At 67.7% G+C, this 20,977-nt stretch carries 18 protein-coding genes; 12 read left to right on the top strand and 6 right to left on the bottom strand.

Annotated elements, in window-relative coordinates:
- Positions 1–36: 36 nt before the first annotated feature.
- Positions 37–969 (bottom strand): LysR family transcriptional regulator, encoded by a 933-nt coding sequence (locus FFS20_RS12720; protein ID WP_137826213.1) that lies wholly within the window; start codon positions 967–969, stop codon positions 37–39.
- Between the two features lie 166 nt (positions 970–1,135).
- Here FFS20_RS12720 and FFS20_RS12715 point away from each other — a divergent pair, with 166 nt between their 5' ends.
- The 3 genes from FFS20_RS12715 to FFS20_RS12705 all read left to right on the top strand — a co-directional run bounded on the left by FFS20_RS12715 (position 1,136) and on the right by FFS20_RS12705 (position 6,523).
- Positions 1,136–2,434 (top strand): aromatic ring-hydroxylating dioxygenase subunit alpha, encoded by a 1,299-nt coding sequence (locus FFS20_RS12715; protein WP_137826212.1) that lies wholly within the window; start codon positions 1,136–1,138, stop codon positions 2,432–2,434.
- Positions 2,431–3,822: an iron-sulfur cluster-binding domain-containing protein gene (locus FFS20_RS12710; RefSeq protein WP_137826211.1), complete on the top strand. Its 1,392-nt coding sequence runs from the start codon at positions 2,431–2,433 to the stop codon at positions 3,820–3,822. The genes FFS20_RS12715 and FFS20_RS12710 overlap by 4 nt, the downstream gene beginning before the upstream one ends.
- A gap of 118 nt (positions 3,823–3,940) precedes the next feature.
- The gene (locus FFS20_RS12705) at positions 3,941–6,523 is read left to right on the top strand and encodes an FAD-dependent oxidoreductase (protein ID WP_137826210.1); all 2,583 of its coding nucleotides are present in this window, start codon (positions 3,941–3,943) and stop codon (positions 6,521–6,523) included.
- Positions 6,524–6,652: 129 nt separating this feature from the next.
- Here FFS20_RS12705 and FFS20_RS12700 read toward each other — a convergent pair whose 3' ends face one another.
- Positions 6,653–8,035 carry an MFS transporter gene (locus tag FFS20_RS12700; protein ID WP_137826209.1) on the bottom strand — a complete coding sequence of 461 codons (1,383 nt, stop codon included), beginning with the start codon at positions 8,033–8,035 and terminating at the stop codon, positions 6,653–6,655.
- Positions 8,036–8,138: 103 nt separating this feature from the next.
- Between FFS20_RS12700 and soxR the strand changes: the two genes are divergently transcribed.
- Positions 8,139–8,624, top strand: coding sequence for a redox-sensitive transcriptional activator SoxR (gene soxR / locus FFS20_RS12695; RefSeq protein WP_212743339.1), 486 nt, complete (start codon positions 8,139–8,141; stop codon positions 8,622–8,624).
- 91 nt (positions 8,625–8,715) lie between these two features.
- Here soxR and FFS20_RS12690 read toward each other — a convergent pair whose 3' ends face one another.
- On the bottom strand, positions 8,716–9,399 hold the full coding sequence (locus tag FFS20_RS12690; RefSeq protein ID WP_137826207.1) for a YoaK family protein: 684 nt from the start codon (positions 9,397–9,399) through the stop codon (positions 8,716–8,718).
- A gap of 412 nt (positions 9,400–9,811) precedes the next feature.
- On the opposite strand from FFS20_RS12690, the gene FFS20_RS12685 reads away from it, so the two are divergent.
- The gene (locus FFS20_RS12685) at positions 9,812–11,671 is read left to right on the top strand and encodes a gamma-glutamyltransferase (RefSeq protein ID WP_137826206.1); all 1,860 of its coding nucleotides are present in this window, start codon (positions 9,812–9,814) and stop codon (positions 11,669–11,671) included.
- Positions 11,671–12,378 (top strand): GntR family transcriptional regulator, encoded by a 708-nt coding sequence (locus FFS20_RS12680; RefSeq protein WP_137826205.1) that lies wholly within the window; start codon positions 11,671–11,673, stop codon positions 12,376–12,378. Before FFS20_RS12685 ends, FFS20_RS12680 begins: the two co-directional genes overlap by 1 nt.
- 36 nt (positions 12,379–12,414) lie before the next feature.
- Here the strand turns inward: FFS20_RS12680 and FFS20_RS12675 are convergent, their stop codons facing one another.
- Entirely contained in the window at positions 12,415–12,906 is a 492-nt protein-coding gene (locus FFS20_RS12675) for an SRPBCC family protein (RefSeq protein ID WP_137826204.1), read from the bottom strand.
- 60 nt (positions 12,907–12,966) lie between these two features.
- Complete coding sequence (locus tag FFS20_RS12670; protein WP_137826203.1) at positions 12,967–13,332, bottom strand: metalloregulator ArsR/SmtB family transcription factor; 366 nt, start codon at positions 13,330–13,332, stop codon at positions 12,967–12,969.
- A gap of 306 nt (positions 13,333–13,638) precedes the next feature.
- Here FFS20_RS12670 and FFS20_RS12665 point away from each other — a divergent pair, with 306 nt between their 5' ends.
- The 6 genes from FFS20_RS12665 to FFS20_RS12640 all read left to right on the top strand — a co-directional run bounded on the left by FFS20_RS12665 (position 13,639) and on the right by FFS20_RS12640 (position 20,433).
- Positions 13,639–15,075, top strand: coding sequence for an amino acid permease (locus tag FFS20_RS12665; RefSeq protein ID WP_137826202.1), 1,437 nt, complete (start codon positions 13,639–13,641; stop codon positions 15,073–15,075).
- Positions 15,072–16,013, top strand: coding sequence for a universal stress protein (locus FFS20_RS12660; RefSeq protein WP_137826201.1), 942 nt, complete (start codon positions 15,072–15,074; stop codon positions 16,011–16,013). The genes FFS20_RS12665 and FFS20_RS12660 overlap by 4 nt, the downstream gene beginning before the upstream one ends.
- 63 nt (positions 16,014–16,076) lie before the next feature.
- Positions 16,077–17,201: a LacI family DNA-binding transcriptional regulator gene (locus FFS20_RS12655; protein ID WP_137826200.1), complete on the top strand. Its 1,125-nt coding sequence runs from the start codon at positions 16,077–16,079 to the stop codon at positions 17,199–17,201.
- A 78-nt stretch (positions 17,202–17,279) separates the two neighbouring features.
- Positions 17,280–18,635: an MFS transporter gene (locus FFS20_RS12650; protein WP_171007078.1), complete on the top strand. Its 1,356-nt coding sequence runs from the start codon at positions 17,280–17,282 to the stop codon at positions 18,633–18,635.
- A 41-nt stretch (positions 18,636–18,676) separates the two neighbouring features.
- Positions 18,677–19,450, top strand: a complete 774-nt coding sequence (locus FFS20_RS12645) for an SDR family oxidoreductase (protein ID WP_212743338.1) — start codon at positions 18,677–18,679, stop codon at positions 19,448–19,450.
- Positions 19,451–19,503: 53 nt separating this feature from the next.
- A complete protein-coding gene (locus tag FFS20_RS12640; RefSeq protein ID WP_137826199.1) occupies positions 19,504–20,433 on the top strand; it encodes a 3-keto-5-aminohexanoate cleavage protein in 930 nt (309 codons plus the stop codon).
- A gap of 85 nt (positions 20,434–20,518) precedes the next feature.
- On the opposite strand, the gene FFS20_RS12635 is transcribed toward FFS20_RS12640, so the two are convergent.
- Positions 20,519–20,800, bottom strand: a complete 282-nt coding sequence (locus tag FFS20_RS12635; RefSeq protein WP_137826198.1) for a hypothetical protein — start codon at positions 20,798–20,800, stop codon at positions 20,519–20,521.
- Between the last annotated feature and the right edge of the window lie 177 nt (positions 20,801–20,977).

The following is a 20,977-nucleotide window of genomic DNA, read 5'->3' as shown; positions in this document are numbered from 1 at the left end:
GCCTGGCATCCCGCCCCGCACGTCCGCCCCACCTCGTCAGTCGGGCTCGCCGAGGCGGGTGGCGAGGATCCGTTGGGAGGTCGCGCGCAGGTGGCGGAGGGATTCGCGGATGAGCGGTGAGCCGCGGCTGCCGGTGCGCACGGCGGCGATGATCTTCCGCGAGAGTCGGGCCGTGCCGGTCAGCCGCACGCGCCTGACGTTGTCCTCTCCGGAGAGGTTCGCGAGCCGGGGGACGAGGCTGACCCCGATGCCGGCGCCGACGAGCGCAGCCGAGGTCTCCCACTCGACGGACTCGTGTGCGATCGTCGGCGTCAGCCCGGCCGCAGTGAACGCGGCGATGAAGAGCGCGTGGTACGGCGAGCCGGGCACCGCGGTGATCCAGTCCTCGCCGGCGAGATCCGACAGATCGACCGCGTCGAGACCGGCGACCGGGTGGTCGGCGGGCACCATGACATCGAGCGGATCGTCGAGGAGGTCGACCTTCTCGAACCGCGCATCGTTCTCCGCCCGGGCGTCCCCACGCGGGGAGACGACGACGGCGAGGTCGATGCGCTCGGCGACGAGGAGGTCGAAGCAGCGGCTCGGGCTCGCCTCGATGACGTGGACCCTGACCTCCGGATGGGTGGTGCGCAGGTTGGCCGCGAGCGGAGCGAGGAGATTCGCCGAGGCGGTCGAGAACCCGCCGATCCCGAAATGGGAAGGCGCCTGGTCACCGGCAGTGAACGAGGAGGCGCGGATCTCCTCCCACACGGAGATCAGCCGGTCGGACCGGCGGACGAGATAGCGGCCCGTCGCCGTCAGCCGCAGGCCGCGCCCGTCCTTGGTCAGAAGCGTCATTCCCAGCGCATTCTGGAGGTCGCGCAGCTGCGCGGACACCGCCGAGGGGGAGTATCCGGTGAGCTCTGCGGTGGCCGCGATCGTGCCCGATTCGGCGAACGTCCGCAGCGTGATGAGACGCGGGTCAAGCATGCTGACATTATGCACTGATTCCGCACGTTGATCTCCGGAATCTCGCGCTTTTCCCGCAGTGTTCGCCAGGTCTATCGTGACATCAGCGAGGCGGCGGGGCTGGGCGATGGGTCGGCCACGCCCGAGGGGCCGCTCGCCTTCATGAGCGCATCAAGGGAGATCGGAATTGACCGCTACCAACCTGGCACCGACGAAGCAGGGATTCCCCGCGGGGATCAGCGAGGAGAGGCTCGACGAGATCCGCCTCCTCCTCGACACCAGGCGCCAGGGCTTCTCACTCGAAGCCCCGTTCTACACCGACGACCACCTCTTCAACCTCGACATGCAGGGCATCTTCGGACGGCACTGGGTCTTCGCGTGCAGCGTCGCCGAGATCCCCGAGCCCGGTGACTACATCACCCTCCACCTCGGGCCGTACTCGCTCATCGTCCTGCGCACCGACGACGGCGGCGTCAACGCCCTCCACAACGTCTGCCGCCACCGCGGCGCCCGGGTCCTCACCGAGCCCTCGGGCACGACGGGCAACCTCGTGTGCGGCTACCACTCGTGGACGTATTCGCCCGACGGCGAGCTCATCCACGCCTCGGCGCCGGGGGAGATGTCTTTCGACAAGGCCTGCTACGCGCTCAAGCGCGCCCATGCGACGGTCGTCGCCGGCCTCGTCTTCCTCTGCCTGGCCGAGGAGCCGCCGGAGGACTTCGCCGAGGTGGCCGACCTCTTCGCGCCCTACGTCGGTCCGCACGAGCTCGCGAAGACGAAGGTCGCCTACCAGCAGAACATCGTCGAGGAGGGCAACTGGAAGCTCGTCATGGAGAACAACCGTGAGTGCTACCACTGCGACGGCCATCCCGAGCTCGCGTGCTCGCTCTTCCCGACCTGGGGGCTGAGCGACGAGACCGTGCCCCCGCACCTGACCGAGGTGTGGGAACGCAACCAGCAGGCGCAGGCCTCGCTCGAGTACCGGTGCCGCCGCTACGGGCTGCCGTACGAGGTCATCGAGGAGCTCGACACCCGCGTCGCCGGCATCCGGATCTCCCGGGAGTCCCTCGATGGGGAGGGCGAGTCGTTCTCCGCCGACGGGCGTCGGCTCGTCAAGAAGCTCCTCGGCGATCTGCCGGACTTCCGGCTCGGGCGGTGCTCGATGCACCTGCAGCCCAACAGCTGGTTCCACCTCCTCGGCGACCATGTCATCACCTTCGCCGCGTTCCCCATCAGCGCCCACCAGACGCTCGTGCGCACGACGTGGCTCGTCGCCGATGACGCGGTCGAGGGCGTCGACTACGACCTCGAGACGCTCACCCACACGTGGAAGCAGACGAACCTCCAGGACAAGGCGTTCGTCGAGCTCTGCCAGCAAGGCGCGGCCAGCCCGATGTACGAACAGGGCCCGTACATGAAGAGCGAATACCAGGTCGAGGCCTTCATCAACTGGTACGTCGGCCGGATGCGGGAGCACGTGGAATGAGGTCGATCGCCGACCCGACCATCCCGCTCGCGCAGCGGATCCGCGGCCTCGAGATGCCGTGGAACCGGGTCCTCGGCTCGACCGCGGGCCCGGCCGGTGCCGCGACCGCGCTGGGACCGTGGCATCCGCAGGAGTTCACCGCCGAATGCGTCGAGACGATCCCCGAGGCCGGGGACATGATGACGTTCGTCTTCCGCCGCACCGACGGCGCACCGCTGGCGTTCCGGTCGGGACAGTACGTCAACATCGACTTCCCCATCTACGGCGCCGAGGCGGAGCCGGAGTCCCGCAGCTACTCCCTGTCCTCGGCGCCCACCGAACCGTGGACGTTCTCCGTGACGATCAAACGCGATGACAACGGGCTCGTCTCACCGTGGGCGCACGAGTCGATCAGGCCGGGCACGGTGCTCGAGATGCTCGGTCCCGTCGGCGCCTTCCACCTCGCCGACTGGGACCGACGGGCCCGCTACCTGCTGCTCGCGGCCGGGGCCGGGATCACGCCGCTGATGTCGATGATCCGCACGATCCACTCGCTGCCCGGGCAGGCCGACGTCATCCTCCTCTACCACGGGTCGGAGCCCGACCGCTTCGCCTTCACCGACGAGCTCGACTTCCTCGAGAAGGCCGACTTCCGGATCCAGGTCGTCTACTGCCTCGGCGATCGGGCGCAGACGGCGGAGGCGTGGACGGGACGGACAGGCCGGCTCTCGGCCGCGCTCCTCGACGAGGTCGTCCCCGACGCCAACGGACGCCAGGTCTTCGCCTGCGGGCCCGAGGGATACCTCAACACGGCCACGGAATGCCTGAGTCGGGTCGGCGTCGACGACACCTCGATCTTCATGGAGTTCTTCTCCGGCGACCGGGCCACCCGCCTCGAATACGCCGAGGAGGTGGCGCTGGCCGGAGAGATCGCCGGGGAGATCGCCTCGTCGACCGAGGAGTACTGGGAACAGCAGCCGGCCGCCCTCGACCTCTACGAACCCGAGTACGACGCCGAGGCGGCCGACGCTGCCGTGGGCGTCCCCCTCGAGGCCGTGCCCGCCGAGGGCGAGACGACCTCCGAGAGTGCCGATGATGGCGAAACGAGACCCGCGGATCCGGACAGCTTCGCTACCGTGGGAGAAGGCGAACTCACCATGGCCTTCCTCCGCACCGGGGTGAATGTCCGCATCGCCCCGGAGGCCAACATCCTCGAGGCCGCACGGCGGGCCGGGGTGCGGATCGGAGCGAACTGCCAGGAGGGCATGTGCGGGTCGTGCAAGGTCGTCAAACTCGACGGGGAGGTCGACATGAACCACCAGGGCGGCATCCGCGCCCGCGAGATCGAGGCGGGGAAATTCCTCCCCTGCTGCTCGACAGCGACGACCGATCTCGTCATCGACGCCTAGGCCACGAGGTCCCTGGTCCCGGCACCCGCCTCGGCGCGGGGACGGGACGGGGCGACCACCTCGGCGAACGCATCACCACACCTGTCCATCGCAGCGTCACCACAGCAAGGAGAACCCAGTGTCGAATTCCTCACCGCGGGTCGTCATCATCGGAGCGGGCATCGTCGGGGCGAACCTCGCCGATGAGCTCGCCCAGTTGGGCTGGACGAACACGCTCGTCATCGAACAGGGGCCGCTGTCCATCCCCGGCGGCTCGACCTCGCACGCCCCGGGACTCGTGTTCTCGTCGAATCCGTCGAAGTCGATGACGGAGTTCGCGCAGTACACGATCGCGAAGCTGACATCGCTGACCGGACCTAACGGGCGGGGATCGTTCCTCCCCGTCGGCGGGCTCGAGATCGCGACGACCCCGGAGAGGCTCGCCGACCTCGACCGGCGGGCCGGCTGGAACCGCGCGTGGGGTGTCGACGCCGAGGTGGTCGACGCCGAGGAGGCGGTGCGGCTCTTCCCGATGCTCAACCCGGACATGGTCCTGGGCGGCCTCTTCACCCCCGGCGACGGACTGGCGCTGGCGGCGCGGGGCACACAGCTCGTCATCGAGCGCGCCCAAGCCGCCGGGGTCGAGTTCCGCGACCGCACGGTCGTCACCGGCATCGAGCATGCCGGGGGCAAGGTCGCGGCGGTCATCGCCGGCGACGAGCGGATCCCCGCCGACATCGTCGTCTCGTGTGCAGGCTTCTGGGGACCGACGATCGGGGCGATGGCCGACACCCCGATCCCGCTGCTGCCGCTGGCCCACCAGTTCGCGTGGTCGACCGAGGTTCCGAGCCTGGTCGGGAAGAACGAGCTGCCCAACGGTGCGCAGGCGCCGATCCTGCGCTACCAGGACGAGGACCTCTACTACCGGGAATGGGGCGAGCGGATCGGCATCGGTTCGTACGCGCACCGTCCGATGCCCGTCGACCTCGATGAGCTGCCGGCGTACGACCCCGACGAGATCACGTCCGAGCGGATGCCGTCGTCCCTGACCTTCACCCCCGAGGACTTCGAGCGCGAGTGGGAGCTCAGCCGGCAGATCCTCCCGGAGCTGGCACAGACCGACATCCAACGCGGTTTCAACGGCATCTTCTCCTTCACCCCCGACGGCGGGTCGCTGGTCGGGGAGTCCCGGAACGTCGACGGATTCTTCGTCGCCGAGGCGGTGTGGGTCACCCACGGGTGCGGCGTCGCGAAGGCCGTTGCCGAGCTCATCGCCCGCGGGCACTCGTCGACCGACCTCAGCGGGCTCGACCTCAACCGCTTCGAGGACGTCCAGACGACACCGGAGTACGTCAGCGAGACCTCGCAGCAGAACTTCCGCGAGATCTACGACGTCCTCCACCCGCTCCAGCCCCGGGTCTCACCGCGCGATGTGCGGCTCAGCCCATTCAACGAGCAGCAGAAGCGGCTCGGGGCGGTGTTCCTCGAAGCCGCGGCGTGGGAGCGCCCGCACTGGTACGAAGCGAACGCCGCGCTGCTCGACGAGCTGCCCGAGGAGTGGCGGGCCCCGGAGCGGGAGGCGTGGGCCGACCAGTTCCATTCGCCGATCGCCGCCGTCGAGGCGTGGAAGACGCGGACGAACGTCGCGATGTTCGACATGACCCAGCTCAAGCGCTTCGAGGTCAAGGGTCCCGGAGCCGGCCGACTGCTCCACGGGCTGACGACCTCGTCGATGCTGCGCAAGCCCGGAGCGGTGAGCTACACGCTGCTCCTCGACGAGGCCGGCGGCATCACCTCGGACATCACGGTGGCGATCCTCGACGAGGAGACCTACCAGGTGGGGGCCAACAGCAATATCGATCTCGCCTACATCTCCCGGGCCGCGCGGCGGCAGACCGAGGAGGACCCGAGCCAGTGGGTGACGGTGCGGGAGACGACACCAGGCACGTGCTGCATCGGCCTGTGGGGACCGCGCGCCCGGGACGTCATCGCCGCGGTCAGCGACGACGACCTCACCGATGAGGGGCTCAAGTACTTCCGGACGAAGCCCATCACGATCGCCGGCATCCCGGTCACGGCGATGCGGCTGTCGTATGTCGGGGAGCTCGGCTGGGAGCTCTACACCTCGGCGGATCTCGGGCACCGGCTCTGGGATGTGCTGTGGGAGGCCGGACAGGAGTTCGGGATCATCGCCGCCGGTCGGGAGGCATTCAACTCCCTGCGACTGGAGAAGGGCTTCCGGTCCTTCGGCACGGACATGACGAGCGAGCACGAACCCGAGCAGGCCGGTCTCGGCTTCGCCGTCAAGGCCTCGAAGACCGATGACTTCGTCGGGAAGTCGGCGCTCGCGGCCCGTGCCGCGGCGGCGGAGAAGAAGCTCACGTGCCTCACCCTCGATGAGCCGAGCGACATCGTCCTCGGCAAGGAACCCGTCTACGTCGGGCGGTCGGAGGCCGGCGGTGGTGCCGCGGTGGGCGGTACTGTGTCGGGGTCGGGTGCGGCCTCAGGATCGGGCACCGCCTCGGGGTCGGGTGCGGCCGACGGGTACGTCACCTCGGCGGCGTACGGGTACACGATCGGGAAGGCGATCGCCTACGCGTGGCTGCCGAACACCCTGTCCGTCGGTGATCCCGTCGAGATCGAGTACTTCGGGCGCCGGGTGCCGGCGACCGTCTCCGCCGAACCTCTCTACGATCCGGAGATGACGCGACTGCGCGGGTAGACCGGGAGTCGGCGTGACTCGCCTGTCAGTGCTCGCTCAACACTTCGCGTGAGAATCGGCTCTCCCAAGACGCGATTTTCACGCGAAGTGCTGAACGAGGGCGCCGAGGTGGGCGAACGTGATGGAACGTCACCCCGGCGAACGGGTGCGGAAGGTCAGCACGGCGATGACGACGCCGACGGCACCGAGGGCGGCGAGCCCTGCACCCATCGTCGTCGACCCGCCCGCGCCGGGGCCGCCGACGGCGACGAGCACGCCGACGAGGGCTGAGGCGATCGCGTTGGCGATGAGTTCCGCGGTGCCGAGTCCCGCGGCCGCCTTCGAGCCCTCGACCGGGTCGTCGCTGCTGCTCATCGCCGCGACGTTGAGGTGAGGGAAGGCGAGGCCGATGCCGGTTCCGGCGACGACGAGCCCCGCTGCCCAGACCCAGGCGATCCACCGTCCGTCGACGTGCTGGGTGAGTGCGTAGACGGTCAGGCCTGCGGTCACGAGGATCGGCCCGAGCACCATGAAGCGGCGGGCGAGACGGGCGCTGTCGACGCTCGCGCTGAAGATCTGGATGAAGCTCCAGCCCACGGAGATGGCGACGCCGAAGACGGCCGCGAGGAACGGGGACATCCCGATGAGCTCCTGGCCGAACTTCGGCAGGAAGATCTCGATCATCGCCGCGGAGGAGAGGATGCCGAGGACGAGGTAGATCCATTTGAGCGGATTGCCGCGGCGGTAGGTGATGTGGGGGAGGACGGGCGATGCGGAGCGTCTGTCGGTGAGGACGAAGGCGAGCACGAGGCCGACGCCGAGCGTCAGGGCCACGGCCGTCGGCGCGCCGACGGGGACGACGGCGGCCGCGCTGAATGCCGAGGCCGCGAGGACGAGGAGAGTCAGGGAGGCGTAGGGCAGCCGTCCGAAGTCGGGCCGGTCGGCGGAGCGGCCGGGCAGGCTGCGCACCGCCATGAGTCCCAGCGCCAGCGACATGAGGGTGAGCAGCCAGAACGCGCCGCGCCAGAAGTCGAATTGGGCGAACAGGCCGCCGACGGCCGGCCCGACGAGGGTGCCGACGCCCCACATCGCCGAGACGAGTCCGGTCGCGCGCGTCCACAGCCTGCGGGGGAGCGCGTCACGGATGACCGCATAGCCGAGGCCGGCGAGCAGACCGCCGCCGGCGCCCTGGATGATGCGGGCCCCGACGAGCAGCTCCATCGTCGGGGCGAGCGCCGCGCCGAGGGAGCCGGCGGCGAAGAGCACGAAGGCGAAGAGGTACGCGCGGGCGGCACCCCAGGCTCCGAGGGTGCGGGCGACGAGCATCGACGTGAGCACGGAGGCGACGAGGAAGGCCGTCGTCACCCAGGCGAAGTAGGGTTCGCCGCCGATGTCGGCGATCGCCGAGGGCAGGAGGGCGGCGGTGACGAAGGTGTTCATCGCGTAGACGGCGATGCCGCCGGCCAGCACGAGGGAGGCGGTGAGATGGTCGGGGCCGAAGAGCTCGCGCCAGCTGCCGGTTTGACGCGGCATGCTCGTCGTCGGATCGGGAGTCGTTGTCGGATCGGAGGCAGTTGGGGGCCTGTCGTCGTCTCTCATATCGGCTACGCTAAAACCTCAACCAAAGTTGAGGTCAATGATGAATGTGAAGAATTCTCCCGACGCGAAGCCCTCGCCCACCGATCTGCTCTCGGTCGGTGAGGTCGCGAGGCGCACGGGCGTTGCCGTCTCGGCGCTGCACTTCTACGAACGCCAGGGACTCATCTCCTCGACCCGGACCTCCGGCGGGCAGCGACGCTACGCGCGCCACGTCATCCGCCGGGTTTCGGTGATCCAGGTGGCCAAGCGGATGGGCATTCCCCTCGTCGAGGTCGCCGAGGTGTTCTCCGACCTGCCGTCGGACAGGATGCCCGGCAAGGCGGACTGGCGGCGGATCAGTGAGCGCTGGCGCGGCAAGCTCGAGGCCAGGCGGCGGGAGATCGAGCGGATGGAGAGCGAACTCGTCGAGTGCATCGGGTGCGGGTGCGTGTCGCTGAAGAGCTGCCGCGTGCTCAATCCCGATGACGAACTCGGGACGAACGGCTCGGGCCCCCGGCTGCTGCCGGAGATCCCCGCAGAGTGAGCGGGAGGCGGCACACGCGATCGATGCGGGTGACCACCGCGACGCCGAACCGCCTCTCACCGCGGCGACAGACGAACCCGGCCTGTGCGGATCAGGCGGCGACCGCCTCGGCGAGGGTGCGGCGATGCATCGCACGGTGGCCGATGACCGCGGCGACGGCGATGATGACGGCGACGAGCGCGATGCCGATCCACTGGTTGATGAGCAGGGAGGCGGCCCCGGCGAGGGCGCCGATGAGGATGAGCGCGACGGCGAGGCCACGGCGGATCCAGTTCGTGCTGTCGCCGCCGGCGAGCCGGGAGTCCGCGGCGAGACCGACGATCGTCGAGGTGACGACGACGGTCGTGACATCGGCGATCTTCATCCGCCGTGCCGCGGCGGCCTGCGCGCCCATGAGCGTGGAGAGCGCCGAGGTGAAGATCGTGCCGGACGCCCCGAGGGCCGGATCGGGAACGACGGCGACGTAGACGGACAGCGCCGCGCAGCCGAGCGCGACGAGCGTGAAGATCAGCGTCGTCCGGTGGTGCCAGGCCTCGCCGCGACGGCCGAGGATGCGTCCGCCGAGTGCCGCGCCGACCATGAAGAAGGCGAGCGCGAGCGCCGGGCGGAGGACGGGCAGGTCGTCGGCGCCGGTGAGCGCCATGCCGAGGATGACGACGTTGCCGGTCATGTTCGCGGTGAAGATCTTGTCGAATCCGAGATAGCCGATCGCGTCGACCATCCCTGTTGAGAAGGTGAGGACGAGGAGCATCGCGAGGTCGAGGCGGCGATCCATTGCGCCCCTTTCGTCGGGAGGGGTCCACGCGCAGAGGCGGGGGCCGCCTGTCAGGAGGGGTCCACGCGCGTGCTCTCGCACGCGCGTGGGGGTGAGGGTGAGTCGTACGTGTTGTCGTCTCATTGCTGAGCCGGCACCTGTTCGGCCAGGTCATGGCCGCCCGAGCGCGCGGCTCTCTCGACTGGCGCGGATCCTGCGGATTGCGCAGTGCCGGGCACAGTCGCGGGCCGGTTGGGGACCGGCCCGAATCGGGCCTCCCACGGTGCGGGAGACTCCTTGGGTTTGTATACAAAAAGCATAACCGTCGATAGATTGTATGCAAACGGAAGGCCGGCATCGCTCTCCCGATTGCCTACGATGGCTTCAACGACGAATTCCCGACGCGTCACCGGTTCCACGGAGGGACACCGATATGACCTTTACCGCGCCTGCCGCGTTCACGACCCGCCCGACGCTCGAAGGCCGTTTCGGAATGTCGGCATCGACGCATTGGCTCGCGACCGCCTCGGCGCAGGCCGTCCTTGAACGCGGTGGCAACGCCTTCGACGCCGCGGTGGCCGGAGCCTTCGTCCTCCACGTCGTCGAACCCCACCTCAATGGGCCCGGCGGCGATATGACGGGGGTGTTCGCCACGGCCGAGGACCCGTCCTCCCCGCAGATCCTCATGGGCCAGGGCCCGGCTCCGGCGGCGGCGACCATCGAGCACTTCCGCAGCGAGGGGCTCGACATGGTGCCCGGAGCGGGTGCCCTCGCCGCTGCCGTGCCCGGCTCCGTCGACGCGTGGCTCGCCCTCCTCGAGGACCACGGCACCTGGGAGCTCGCCGAGGTGCTCGCCTACGCGATCGACTACGCAGAGAACGGACACCCCGTCCTCGCGCGGGTCGTCGGCACCATCGAGCGGGTGCAGGAGCTCTTCACCGACCATTGGCCGACCTCGGCGCAGCTGTGGATGCCCGGTGGCCGGGTTCCCGAGCCCGGAGAGATCATCGTCAATCCGGCCTACGCCGAGGTGCTCCGACGACTCATCGCCGCCGGTGAGGGCGTTGCCGCCGGTGAGGGCGCGGACGGGCCGGACGGCGGCCGGGCCAGGAACCGTGCGGATGCCCGGGCGGCGCGGATCCGTGCCGCCCGGACCGAGTGGAAGACCGGATTCGTCGCCGAGGCGATCGCCGAGTTCGTGCGGACCCCTCACCGCCATTCGACCGGCGGTGACCACGCCGGAGTCATCACGGTCGCTGACATGGCCGGTTTCGACGCAGGATACGAGACGCCGGTGACGATCGACTTCCGGGGATACGAGATCGCGAAGATCGGACCGTGGGGACAGGGGCCGGCACTGCTCCAGGCGCTGACGATCCTCGACGGATTCGACGACGAGCGCCTCGATCCGTCGACGGAGATCGGCGCCCACACGATCCTCGAAGCCCTCAAACTCGCGATGGCCGACCGCGACGCCTACTACGGTGACGCCGCGGTCGACCTTGACTGGCTGCTCAGTGACGAGTACGCCGCGAGCCGCCGCAACCTCATCGCCGACACTGCCTCGGCGGAGTTCCGACCCGGGCCGAATCGGGCCGGCGAGGCTCCGACGTTCACCCCGCCGCTCGTCCCCGAAGGCGCGGACCGGGAGGAGCTCAGCAGAGCGGGAATCGGTGAGCCGACCGTCCAGAAGAACGGAGTCAGCAAGGGCGACACCTGCCACATCGACGTCGTCGATCACTGGGGCAACATCATCTCCGCCACGCCGTCAGGCGGGTGGCTGCAGTCGTCGCCGGTCGTGCCCGAACTCGGGTTCTGCCTCGGCACGCGCCTGCAGATGACGTGGCTCGACGCGGACTCGCCGTCGGCGCTGACGCCGGGCAAGCGCCCGCGGACGACCCTGACACCGACGCTCATCTCGCAGAACGGGCAGCCGATCATCGCGTTCGGCTCCCCGGGCGGCGACCAGCAGGAGCAGTGGCAGCTGCTGATGATCCTCCGCATGCTCGTCGGCGGATACGCGCCCCAGCAGGCGATCGACGCGCCGGCTCTGCACACGACGGCGCTGGCCGGGTCGTTCTGGCCCCGCACCTGGGTGCCGGCGGGCGCCGTCGTCGAGGACCGCCTCGGCGAGGACGTCATTGCAGGGCTCATCGAGCGCGGACATGCGGTGACCCGGGCCGGCGACTGGGAACTCGGCCGTCTGTCGTGTGTGACCCGCGAACCGACGACAGGCACGCTCGCGGCGGCGGCGAATCCGCGCGGTGCCCAAGGCTACGCGGCGGGGCGATGATGAGCGGGTCGAGTGCCGCCGCCGTCGGTGCGCTGCTGCGTCACGACATCATCGCCGGTGTGCTGCCACCCGGCACGAAGCTGCGGGAGGCGGCGCTCGCCACCCACTACGCGGTGTCTCGCATCCCGATCCGCGAGGCGCTGCGGGCGCTCGAGTCCGAAGGGCTCGTCGAATCCCGGCCGTACGTCGGCAGTGTGGTCGCCCCCTCGCCGGTCGATGACGCCGAGGACCTCTTCGAGATCCGCAACGTCCTCGAATCGGCGACGGCACGGAAGGCGGCGAAGCGGGCGGCCGCGCAGAGCAGCGGCGGGGCGACCGATGCGCAGTGGCGGCAGGTGCGCAAGGAGATCACGGTGATCCTCGACGACGGTGATGCTGTCATCGCGCGGCAGCGCTTCGACGAGCTCGCCGAACTCAACATGCGCTTCCATTTCGCCATCGCCGAACTCAGCGGCAGTCTGTCGCTGACCAGCCTGCTGAGACAGATCTCGGGCAAGATCGAATGGCTGTATTCGCTCAACGTCACCACCCGCGGGTCGCAGGCGTGGTCGGAGCATCGGGGGATCCTCGCCGCTGTCGACGCCGGGCAGGAGGCAACCGCCGCTGACCTCATGTCCGTCCATGTCCGTCGCAGCCGTGATGCGTACTTCGCGATGGTGGCCGAAGCCGCCGACCGCTCCCGGGAGAGTCCTGCCGCCGGCAGCTGACTCTCCCGGGAGCAGTCCCGGGAGAGTCAGCTCGGGTCATCCCGCCTCGGCGAGCAGGGCGTCGAGCTTGTCATAGCCCTCGACGATTCCGGTCTCCATGCCCGAGGCGACCATGCCGTCGCGGGACTCGAGGGAGTCGAAGATCGCCGTCGAGCTCAGCCGGGTGCGTCCGTCGCCGAGGTCGGTGAGCGTGAGGATCTCGAGGCTCACGGCGTCGGGGAAGCCCTCGTACGTGAAGGTCTGGACGATGCGCTCGTTCTCGCGCACATCGTGGAACGAGCCGAAGAATCCGTACTCGCCGTTGTCGTCGGTGGAGACGTAGCTCCAGTTCCCGCCGGTCGTCGGATCCCAGGCGCGGACCGTGTTGGTGATCTCGGCGGGTCCGTTCCACTTCATGAACAGCTCCGGGTCGACGTGCGCCCGGAACACCTTCTCCGGCGGTGCCTGGAAATCGCGGGTGATCGAGACGGTCTGGACGCCCTCGGGCGCCTCGATTCGCGTCGTGCTGAAATCGGTGTCGGTGGTCATGTCATGCTCCTTTGCATCAGTGTCGGTCGATCGTTTCCGGTGGTGTGGTCGTGCTGGGCGTCAGCTCGCCGAGGCGGTCCCCGGGTTCGCGTCCTCCCCGTCCTCGTCCGCGGCCATCTCGTCGAGTACCGCGTCGAGGCGCTGGTAGCGCTCCTCGGCTTGGTGTTGGTAGCGCTCGATCCATTTCGTCATGAGATCGAAGACGTTGTCCTCGAGATGGACTGGTCGACGCTGGGCGTCCCGGGAGCGCGTGACGAGTCCCGAGTCCTCGAGCACCTTGAGATGCTTCGACACCGCCTGGACGCTGACGTCGTAGGGCTCGGCGAGTTCGCTCACCGTGGCGTCGGCCACGCTGAGGCGGGCGACGATGTCCCTGCGCGTGGGGTCCGACAGCGCCGCGAACACCTTCGACAGTTGGTCGGTCACCGCACCTCCTTCGGCTGCCGTCGCCAGTGAACGGCTTCTCAACCATTCGGTTGATTACAACGGTAGGGCTGCGCAGGGTTTTTGTCAACCATTTGGTTGAATAACGATGGCGGTCGACGGCGCTCGCTCGCGCGCACACCCCGCGACCCGCGAAGACATCGCATCAATTCGCCTGGCTCATCCGTCGATCGGCGCACAGTCGACTAAGGTCTGCATAACAGAAGTGACTTGCGCGGCCTGCTGCGACCGATCGGCGGTTCGGCGTCGCGCCCTGCAACAACGACGATGACGTCGGGAAGGACGGTCATGGCCACCCTGCGACAACAGCTCTTCCGAGTGAAACCGGTGCCGCGCGACAGCGAGGAGTCCGGCAGCGACCTCAAGCGCACTATCGGGCTCTTCTCCCTGACGATGATCGGCGTCGGATCGACGATCGGCACGGGCATCTTCTTCATCCTCTCCGAATCGGTGCCCGTCGCCGGTCCGGCCGTCATCTGGTCCTTCGTCATCGCCGGCGTCGTCGCCGGTCTCGCGGTGATCTGCTACGCCGAGCTCGCCGGCAGCGTGCCGGTGTCGGGGTCCTCCTACTCGTACGCGTACGCCACCCTCGGTGAGCTTCCCGCAATGGGCGTGGCCGCGTGTCTTCTCCTCGAATACGGCGTGGCCGGGGCCGCCGTCGCCGTCGGCTGGTCGCAGTACGTCAACCAGCTCCTCTTCAACCTCTTCGGCTTCCAGATCCCCGACGCGCTCGCCTACGCCCCGGAGGAGGGCGGCATCGTCAACCTTCCCGCGATCCTTCTGCTCGCGATGTGCTGCTTCCTCCTCGTCCGCGGCACCGGCGAATCGGTCGTCGTCAACACCGTCATGGTGTGCATCAAGGTCGCCGTTCTCGTCTTCTTCATCGTCGTCGGCCTCACCGGCTGGAACTCCGACAACTTCGCGAACTTCGCTCCGTTCGGTCTCTCCGGCGTCGTCTCCGGCGCCGGCATCATCTTCTTCAGCTACGTCGGCATGGACGCCGTCGCCACGGCCGGCGATGAGACGAAGAATCCGAAGAAGACGATGCCCAAGGCGCTGATCTTCGCCCTGCTCATCATCACCTCCGTCTACGTCCTCGTCGCCGTCGCCGCCCTCGGCGCGCAGCCGTGGGAGGAGTTCGAGGGGCAGGATGCCGGACTGTCGGCGATCCTCGAGAACATCGTCGGCTCGACGTGGCCCGGCACCGTGGTGGCCGCCGGTGCCGTCATCTCGATCTTCAGCGTCACCCTCGTCTCGATCTACGGTCAGAGCCGCATCCTCTTCACGATGTCTCGCGACGGGATGATGCCCAAGCTCTTCCAGGACGTCAACCCCCGCACGCTGACCCCGGTCAAGGGCACGATCGTCGTCTCCGTCGTCATTGCCATCCTTGCGGGCTTCATCCCGATCAACTTCCTCGCCGAGATGACGAGCATCGGCACCCTCGTCGCCTTCGTCGTCGTCGCCCTCGCCGTCATCATCCTCCGCGTGCGCGAACCGAACCTCGAACGCGGCTTCAAGGTGCCCTTCTACCCGGTCCTGCCGATCCTCTCGATCCTCGGCTGCCTGTGGATCATCAGTAGCCTGCGCCCGATCACCATCGTCGTGTTCGTCGTGTGGACGGCGGTCATCATCGGCCTCTACCTCGTCTTCGGCCGGAAGAACTCGGTTCTCGGCAAGCAGATGGCCGCCGCCGACCGCGACGCCGCAGGAGGTCAGCGATGAGCATCGTCGTCGGTGTCGCCCCAGGTCAGGAGAACGCTTCCGCGGTCGAGCTCGGAGTCGTGCTCGCCCGGTCGTACAGTCGCTCACTCACCCTGGTGTCGGTGAGTTCGACGGCGTGGCCGCCGAACCGCGACAAGGTCGACCAGGAGTTCCAGTCCTATATCCGCACCGTCGCCGAGGCGTCCCTTGAGGAGGTGCGACCGCTCATTCCCGATGACATCGAGGCCGATTACATCGTCCACGCGGCCCGCTCCTCCCGCCGCGGCCTGCTCGAGGTCTGCCGCCGCGTCGGGGCGTACCGGCTCGTCGTCGGTTCGGCCGCCGACGGTCGGGACGGGCGGATCACGCTCGGGTCGGTGACGAACGGACTCCTCCACAGTGCGGAGCTGCCCGTCGTCCTCGCCCCTCTGGGGTTCCGCGCCGAGGCGGGGGCGAGGCTCAAGCGGATCACCGCGGCCTACAGCGGATCGTCGACCTCGGCGGAGCTCATCCTCGGTGCCGCGTTCGTCTCCCAGGAGTCCGGGGTTCCCTTCCGCATCGCGTCGTTCGCTCCGCGTTCGCGTGTGCTGTCGGCGGCGAGCATCGGGCTCAACGCCGAGGCGGGGATCGTCGACGAGTGGACGAAGGTCGTCCGCCGCGACACCGATGAGATCCTCTGCTCGATCGGCCAGCTCCACATCAACCCGGGGGAGACGGAGGTCGCGATCGGCACCGGGCCGAACTGGGCGGCCGCGCTCGAGAGCATCGGCTGGGAGCACCCCGAGGTGATGATGCTCGGATCCTCGGGGCTCGGCACGCTCAAACGGGTGTCACTCGGCAGCCACGCGATGCGGATCCTGCAGAATTCGCCGGTCCCCGTCGTCGTCGTTCCCCGCCGTGCCAAGGCCGGTTACATGTCCCAGGCGCGGGGCCGCTCGGATCTCGGCGCGGAGGAGTAGGCCGCATCGTCAGAGCCCCTTCCTGCTGCTTAACATTGCTTAACGAATGTGAGTGGGCGTCCAATGGCAGTATTCGATCTGCACAAGGACGTGAAGGACCAGACGATGCACAACGACAACCGGACGGCGAAACCTCGACCGCGAGTCTCCGCGGCCCAGGTGGCGCGCGCCTGCGGCGTCTCCACCGCTACCGTCAGCTATGTCTTCAACGGCAAGCAGGGCGTGTCCTCGACGGTGCGCCGACACGTCATCGAGACGGCGAACGAACTCGGCTACCGGTCTCCGCTGACGACGGCGAAGCACAACCGAACGCTCACCCGCGTCATCGGACTCATCGTGCCCTCGATGGTCAACTACATGCACATGCACTGGGCACAGGCGATCATCGAAGCCGCCGCCGAAGAGGGATTCGACGTCTTCGTCTCCACCACCGGCGACGATCCCGAACGCCTTGCCCACGTGGCCGCGACCATGGCTGCGCGCAACGTCGACGGCGTGATCTCGACCGGCGGGATGCGTCTTGACGCGCGTCTGCACGGCACGCTCAGCGCTGCCAAGATCCCGGTCGTCAACCTTTCCCGCACCGTCGAGCACGCAGACGCGAGCTTCATCGGGATCGACGACGAACGAGCCGCGCGGGAACTCATGACTCACGTGCTCGACCACGGCGTCAGTCGGATCGCCACGGTCATCGGTCCTCGATTCTCGACCGCCTCGGCGACCCGTGAAACCTCGTTCATCGCCACGGCCGCCGATCATGGGATCGTCATTCCCGGTCGCTGGCGGGTGAGCACTCCGCTCAACCGCAACGGGGGACGGGTCGCCGCCGAAGAGCTGCTCGCAGATCCGCGGGACCGCCCCGAAGCAATCGTCTGCGGCTCGGACGAGGTCGCACTGGGCATCATCGAACACTCGCTCGTCAACGGCATCGACATCCCCGATGACCTCATCGTCGTCGGCAGCGACGGTCTTGCGCGCTCGCGCTCGCCCCTGATGGGACTGACGACAGTCGTGCAACCGGTCGTCGAGATGGCTACCACGGCATTCAGCGTGCTCCTTGAGCGGATCTCCGATCCGGGAACCTCCGCACGCACGGTGATCTGCGCGCATGCTCTCCATATCGGCACGAGCTGCGGCTGCAACCCTGAGACCTTCAACGCTCTGACCACCCGTTCGCACCGAGGCTGACTCTCAGCCTCCGGCGCACCTGCGCACCTGAGGTTCGGCAGCGCAGCCGAACCGGATCCACTCTCACGAAGGAACATCATGTCGAACTCTGCGAATCCGAGGACAGCCCCTCGCCCACCCGAAGTCCTCAATCGGGTGATCTTCGCCCGGCTCATGCCGCTGCTCATCGCCGCCTACATTCTCGCGTTCCTCGACCGGACGAACATCGGGATGGCCAAGGACCGCCTGGAGATCGACCTGGGAATCTCCGCGACAGCCTACGGAATCGGTGCCGGACTCTTCTTCCTCACCTACGCGCTCTTCGAGGTCCCCTCGAACATCATCATGCACAAGGTCGGTGCACGCTGGTGGATCATGCGGATCATGATCACCTGGGGCCTGATCTCAGCGGCGATGATGTTCGTCCAGGGCGAATGGTCGTTCTACATCCTTCGCATGCTGCTCGGCATCGCCGAGGCCGGACTCTTCCCCGGTGTCATGTACTACCTGACGAAATGGTTCACCGTGAAGGACCGGGCCAAGGCCAACGGTGCGTTCCTCCTCGGCGTCTCCATCGCGAACATCGTCGGCGCTCCGATCGGCGGACTGCTTCTGACGATGGACGGGTTCCTCGGACTGCACGGGTGGCAGTGGATGTTCCTCATCGAAGGTCTGCCGGCGTGCTTCCTCGCCTTCGTCGTCTGGAAATTCCTGCCCGATGGTCCCCGCCAGGCGAAGTTCCTCACTCCCGAGGAAGCTGACCGACTGGAGAAGACCATCGCTGCCGAAGAACAGGCGGGAGCATCGGGGGCGGCGAACCACCGGCTCATCGACATCGTCCGGGACCGGCAGATCATCCTCGTCATCGGCATCTACTTCGGTCACCAACTGGCGGTGTACGCCCTCAACTTCTTCCTGCCGTCGATCATCGGCAGCTGGGGTGAGATGAGCTCGATCGAGATCGGACTCCTCACTGCCGTTCCCTGGGTGTTCTCCGCGGTCGGCGCCCTCATCCTGCCGCGGTTCGCGAAGACCGCCAGCATGTCGAAGCGCATCGCGCTGGCTGCCATGATCGGCATCATCGTCGGCTACATCATCGGGGCGATCGGGGGACCTGTGCTCGGGCTCATCGGCTTCTCCCTCGCGGCCTTCAACTTCTTCGTGCTGCAGCCGATCCTCTTCACGTTCCCCGCAACGCGACTCACCGGCGTCAGCCTCGCGGCCGGACTCGCGCTCGTCAACACGATCGGGCTGCTCGGCGGATTCCTCGGACCCTACATCATGGGGTATATGGAGGATCTGACCGGTTCGGCAGTCTCCGGCCTCTGGCTCATCGTCGGGGTCTGCGTGATCGGCGCGTGCCTCATCCCGTTCCTCAAGCAGGGACACGAGACCGACCGCAGCGATGTCGCCGAATCGCCCGGTCGGACCCCGACGCCTCACCCCGGGCAGTGATCCCGATGATCGACACCGCAGACACAGCGAAAGGACCAGCCATGGACATGTTCGAACTCGATGACGCCCGCGTCCTCATCACTGCGGGAGCCGCCGGCATCGGGCGAGCGATCGCCGAGCGCTTCCGCCACGTCGGCGCGCGAGTGTGGGTGACCGATGTCGATGAAGCGGCGGCAACCGAAGCTCGCGGCGCCGGCCTGCGCACCACGGTGTCGAATGCCGCAGCCGAAGATGAGGTCAACGCACTCGCCGCCGAAGTGAACGCCGAGTGGGGAGGACTCGACGTCCTCGTCAACAATGCCGGGATAGCCGGCCCGACAGGACCGGTCGAAACCCTCGAGTCTGCCGCGTGGCTGTCGACCTTCGACGTCAATATCCACAGTCAGTTCTACTGCATCAAACATTTCCTACCACTGCTGCGCAAGAGCGAGAGGCCGTCCATCGTCAATCTGTCGTCGGCTGCGGGGCGACTGGGCATGGCCGGTCGCAGCCCGTACTCGGCGTCGAAATGGGCTGTTGTCGGACTGACGAAGACCCTGGCCATCGAACTGGGACCTGAGGGGATCCGGTGCAACGCCATCTGCCCCGGAGCGGTCGGCGGTCCGCGCATTGACGGTGTCATCGCGGCGAAGGCTGAGATGCTGGGCACGACCGTGGCTGAAGTCACCGAGCTCTACACCGGGCAGTCCTCCCTCGGAAAGCTCGCTGATGCCGATGACATCGGCAATATGGCGGTGTTCCTCGCGTCGGCGATGGCCTCACATGTCAGTGGGCAGGCGATGGCCGTCGACGGCAACACGGAGAAGCTCTACTGAGCTGTTCGCCCCTTCATCTCATTCGATCACTGATTCCAGAGGAACTCGAAGTCATGGCACAACCACGCAAAGTCATCATCACCTCGGCGGTCACGGGCGCCATCCACACTCCCACGATGTCACCTCACCTTCCCGTCACTCAGGATGAGATCGCTGATGCCGCCATCGGTGCCGCCGAGGCGGGCGCGGCAATCCTCCATCTGCACACGCGTGACCCGAAGGACGGACGACCCTCTCAGGAACCGGAGCACTTCGCTCCGGTGCTCGAGAAGGTCGCGGCGAACAGCGATGCGGTCGTCAACATCACCACCGGAGGGTCGCCGCACATGAGCGTCGAGGAGCGAATGCAGCCGGTGGCGACATTCAAGCCGGAGCTGGCGAGCCTCAACATGGGGTCGATGAACTTCGGACTCTTCCCGATGCTCGACAAGTATCCGGATTTCCACCACGAATGGGAGCGAGTGCACCTCGAGAACTCCCGTGACCTCGTCTTCAAGAACACTTTTGCCGACATCGAGCGCATCCTCGAGATCGGCAACGCCAACGGCACGCGCTTCGAATTCGAGTGCTACGACATCTCGCACGTGTACTCGCTTGCCCATTTCCAGGATCGCGGATTGGCGCAGGGGCCATTGTTCGTGCAGTCGGTGTTCGGGCTGCTCGGCGGAATCGGTGGCCACCCGGAAGATCTCATGCACATGCGCCGTACCGCTGATCGACTGCTCAACGACTACGAGTGGTCGATCCTCGGCGCGGGGAGGAACCAGCAGCCGCTGGCGACGATGGGCGTGACGATGGGATCGCATATCCGCGTGGGGCTCGAGGACTCGCTGTGGATCGGGCCGGGTCGGCTGGCTGAGTCGAACGCGCAGCAGGTGACCAAGATGCGCGCAATCGTCGAGGAACTCGGGATGGAAGTCGCCACACCTGACGAAGCGCGTGCCATGCTCGGACTCAAAGGTGCTGATCAGGTCGCATTCTGACCCGGCTCAGACCCCGATGAGACGGCGATGGGTGGGGTCTCCGAAGAGACCCCACCCATCGGTCCCGGATCGAGTGAGTGCGGCGTCAGTCGGTCTCAGGCTGCTGCGTCCCGCCGAATCCCTCGTCCTCGCTCTCCTCGAGGCGTCGACGGTCCTGCCCGTCGCCGAGGCCATCGCCTTCGGGGCGGCCCGCCTGCTGCCCGTCGAGGCCGCCGACCCCGCCGCGGTCGCCCTGCGGCTGCCCGCCGGTGTCCTGCTCGCCGAACTCGGACTGGCTGCCCGGACCCGGGTGGCCCTGCTGTGACTCCTGCGGATCCTGCCCCTGCTCGGAGTTGAAGCCGCCGTTGCCGAAGTTCTCCGAAGTCATGTCCCACTCCTTCTCTGGTGCCGAACCGTCGCACTGCGCGACATGTTCGTCAGTCTTGGCCGTCTCCTCCGATTCGGCAAGGAGGTTTGTGCAATACTCATCGAACTCTGAGTTTGCGGACACGCAGGACTCCGCGCCCGCGACCATGACCTGGCACTATGGGAGGTCAAGCGACCA

Source organism: Brevibacterium sp. 2SA (assembly GCF_005502845.1).
Taxonomy (GTDB): domain Bacteria; phylum Actinomycetota; class Actinomycetes; order Actinomycetales; family Brevibacteriaceae; genus Brevibacterium.
This window is presented reverse-complemented; position numbering and strand designations above follow the sequence as displayed.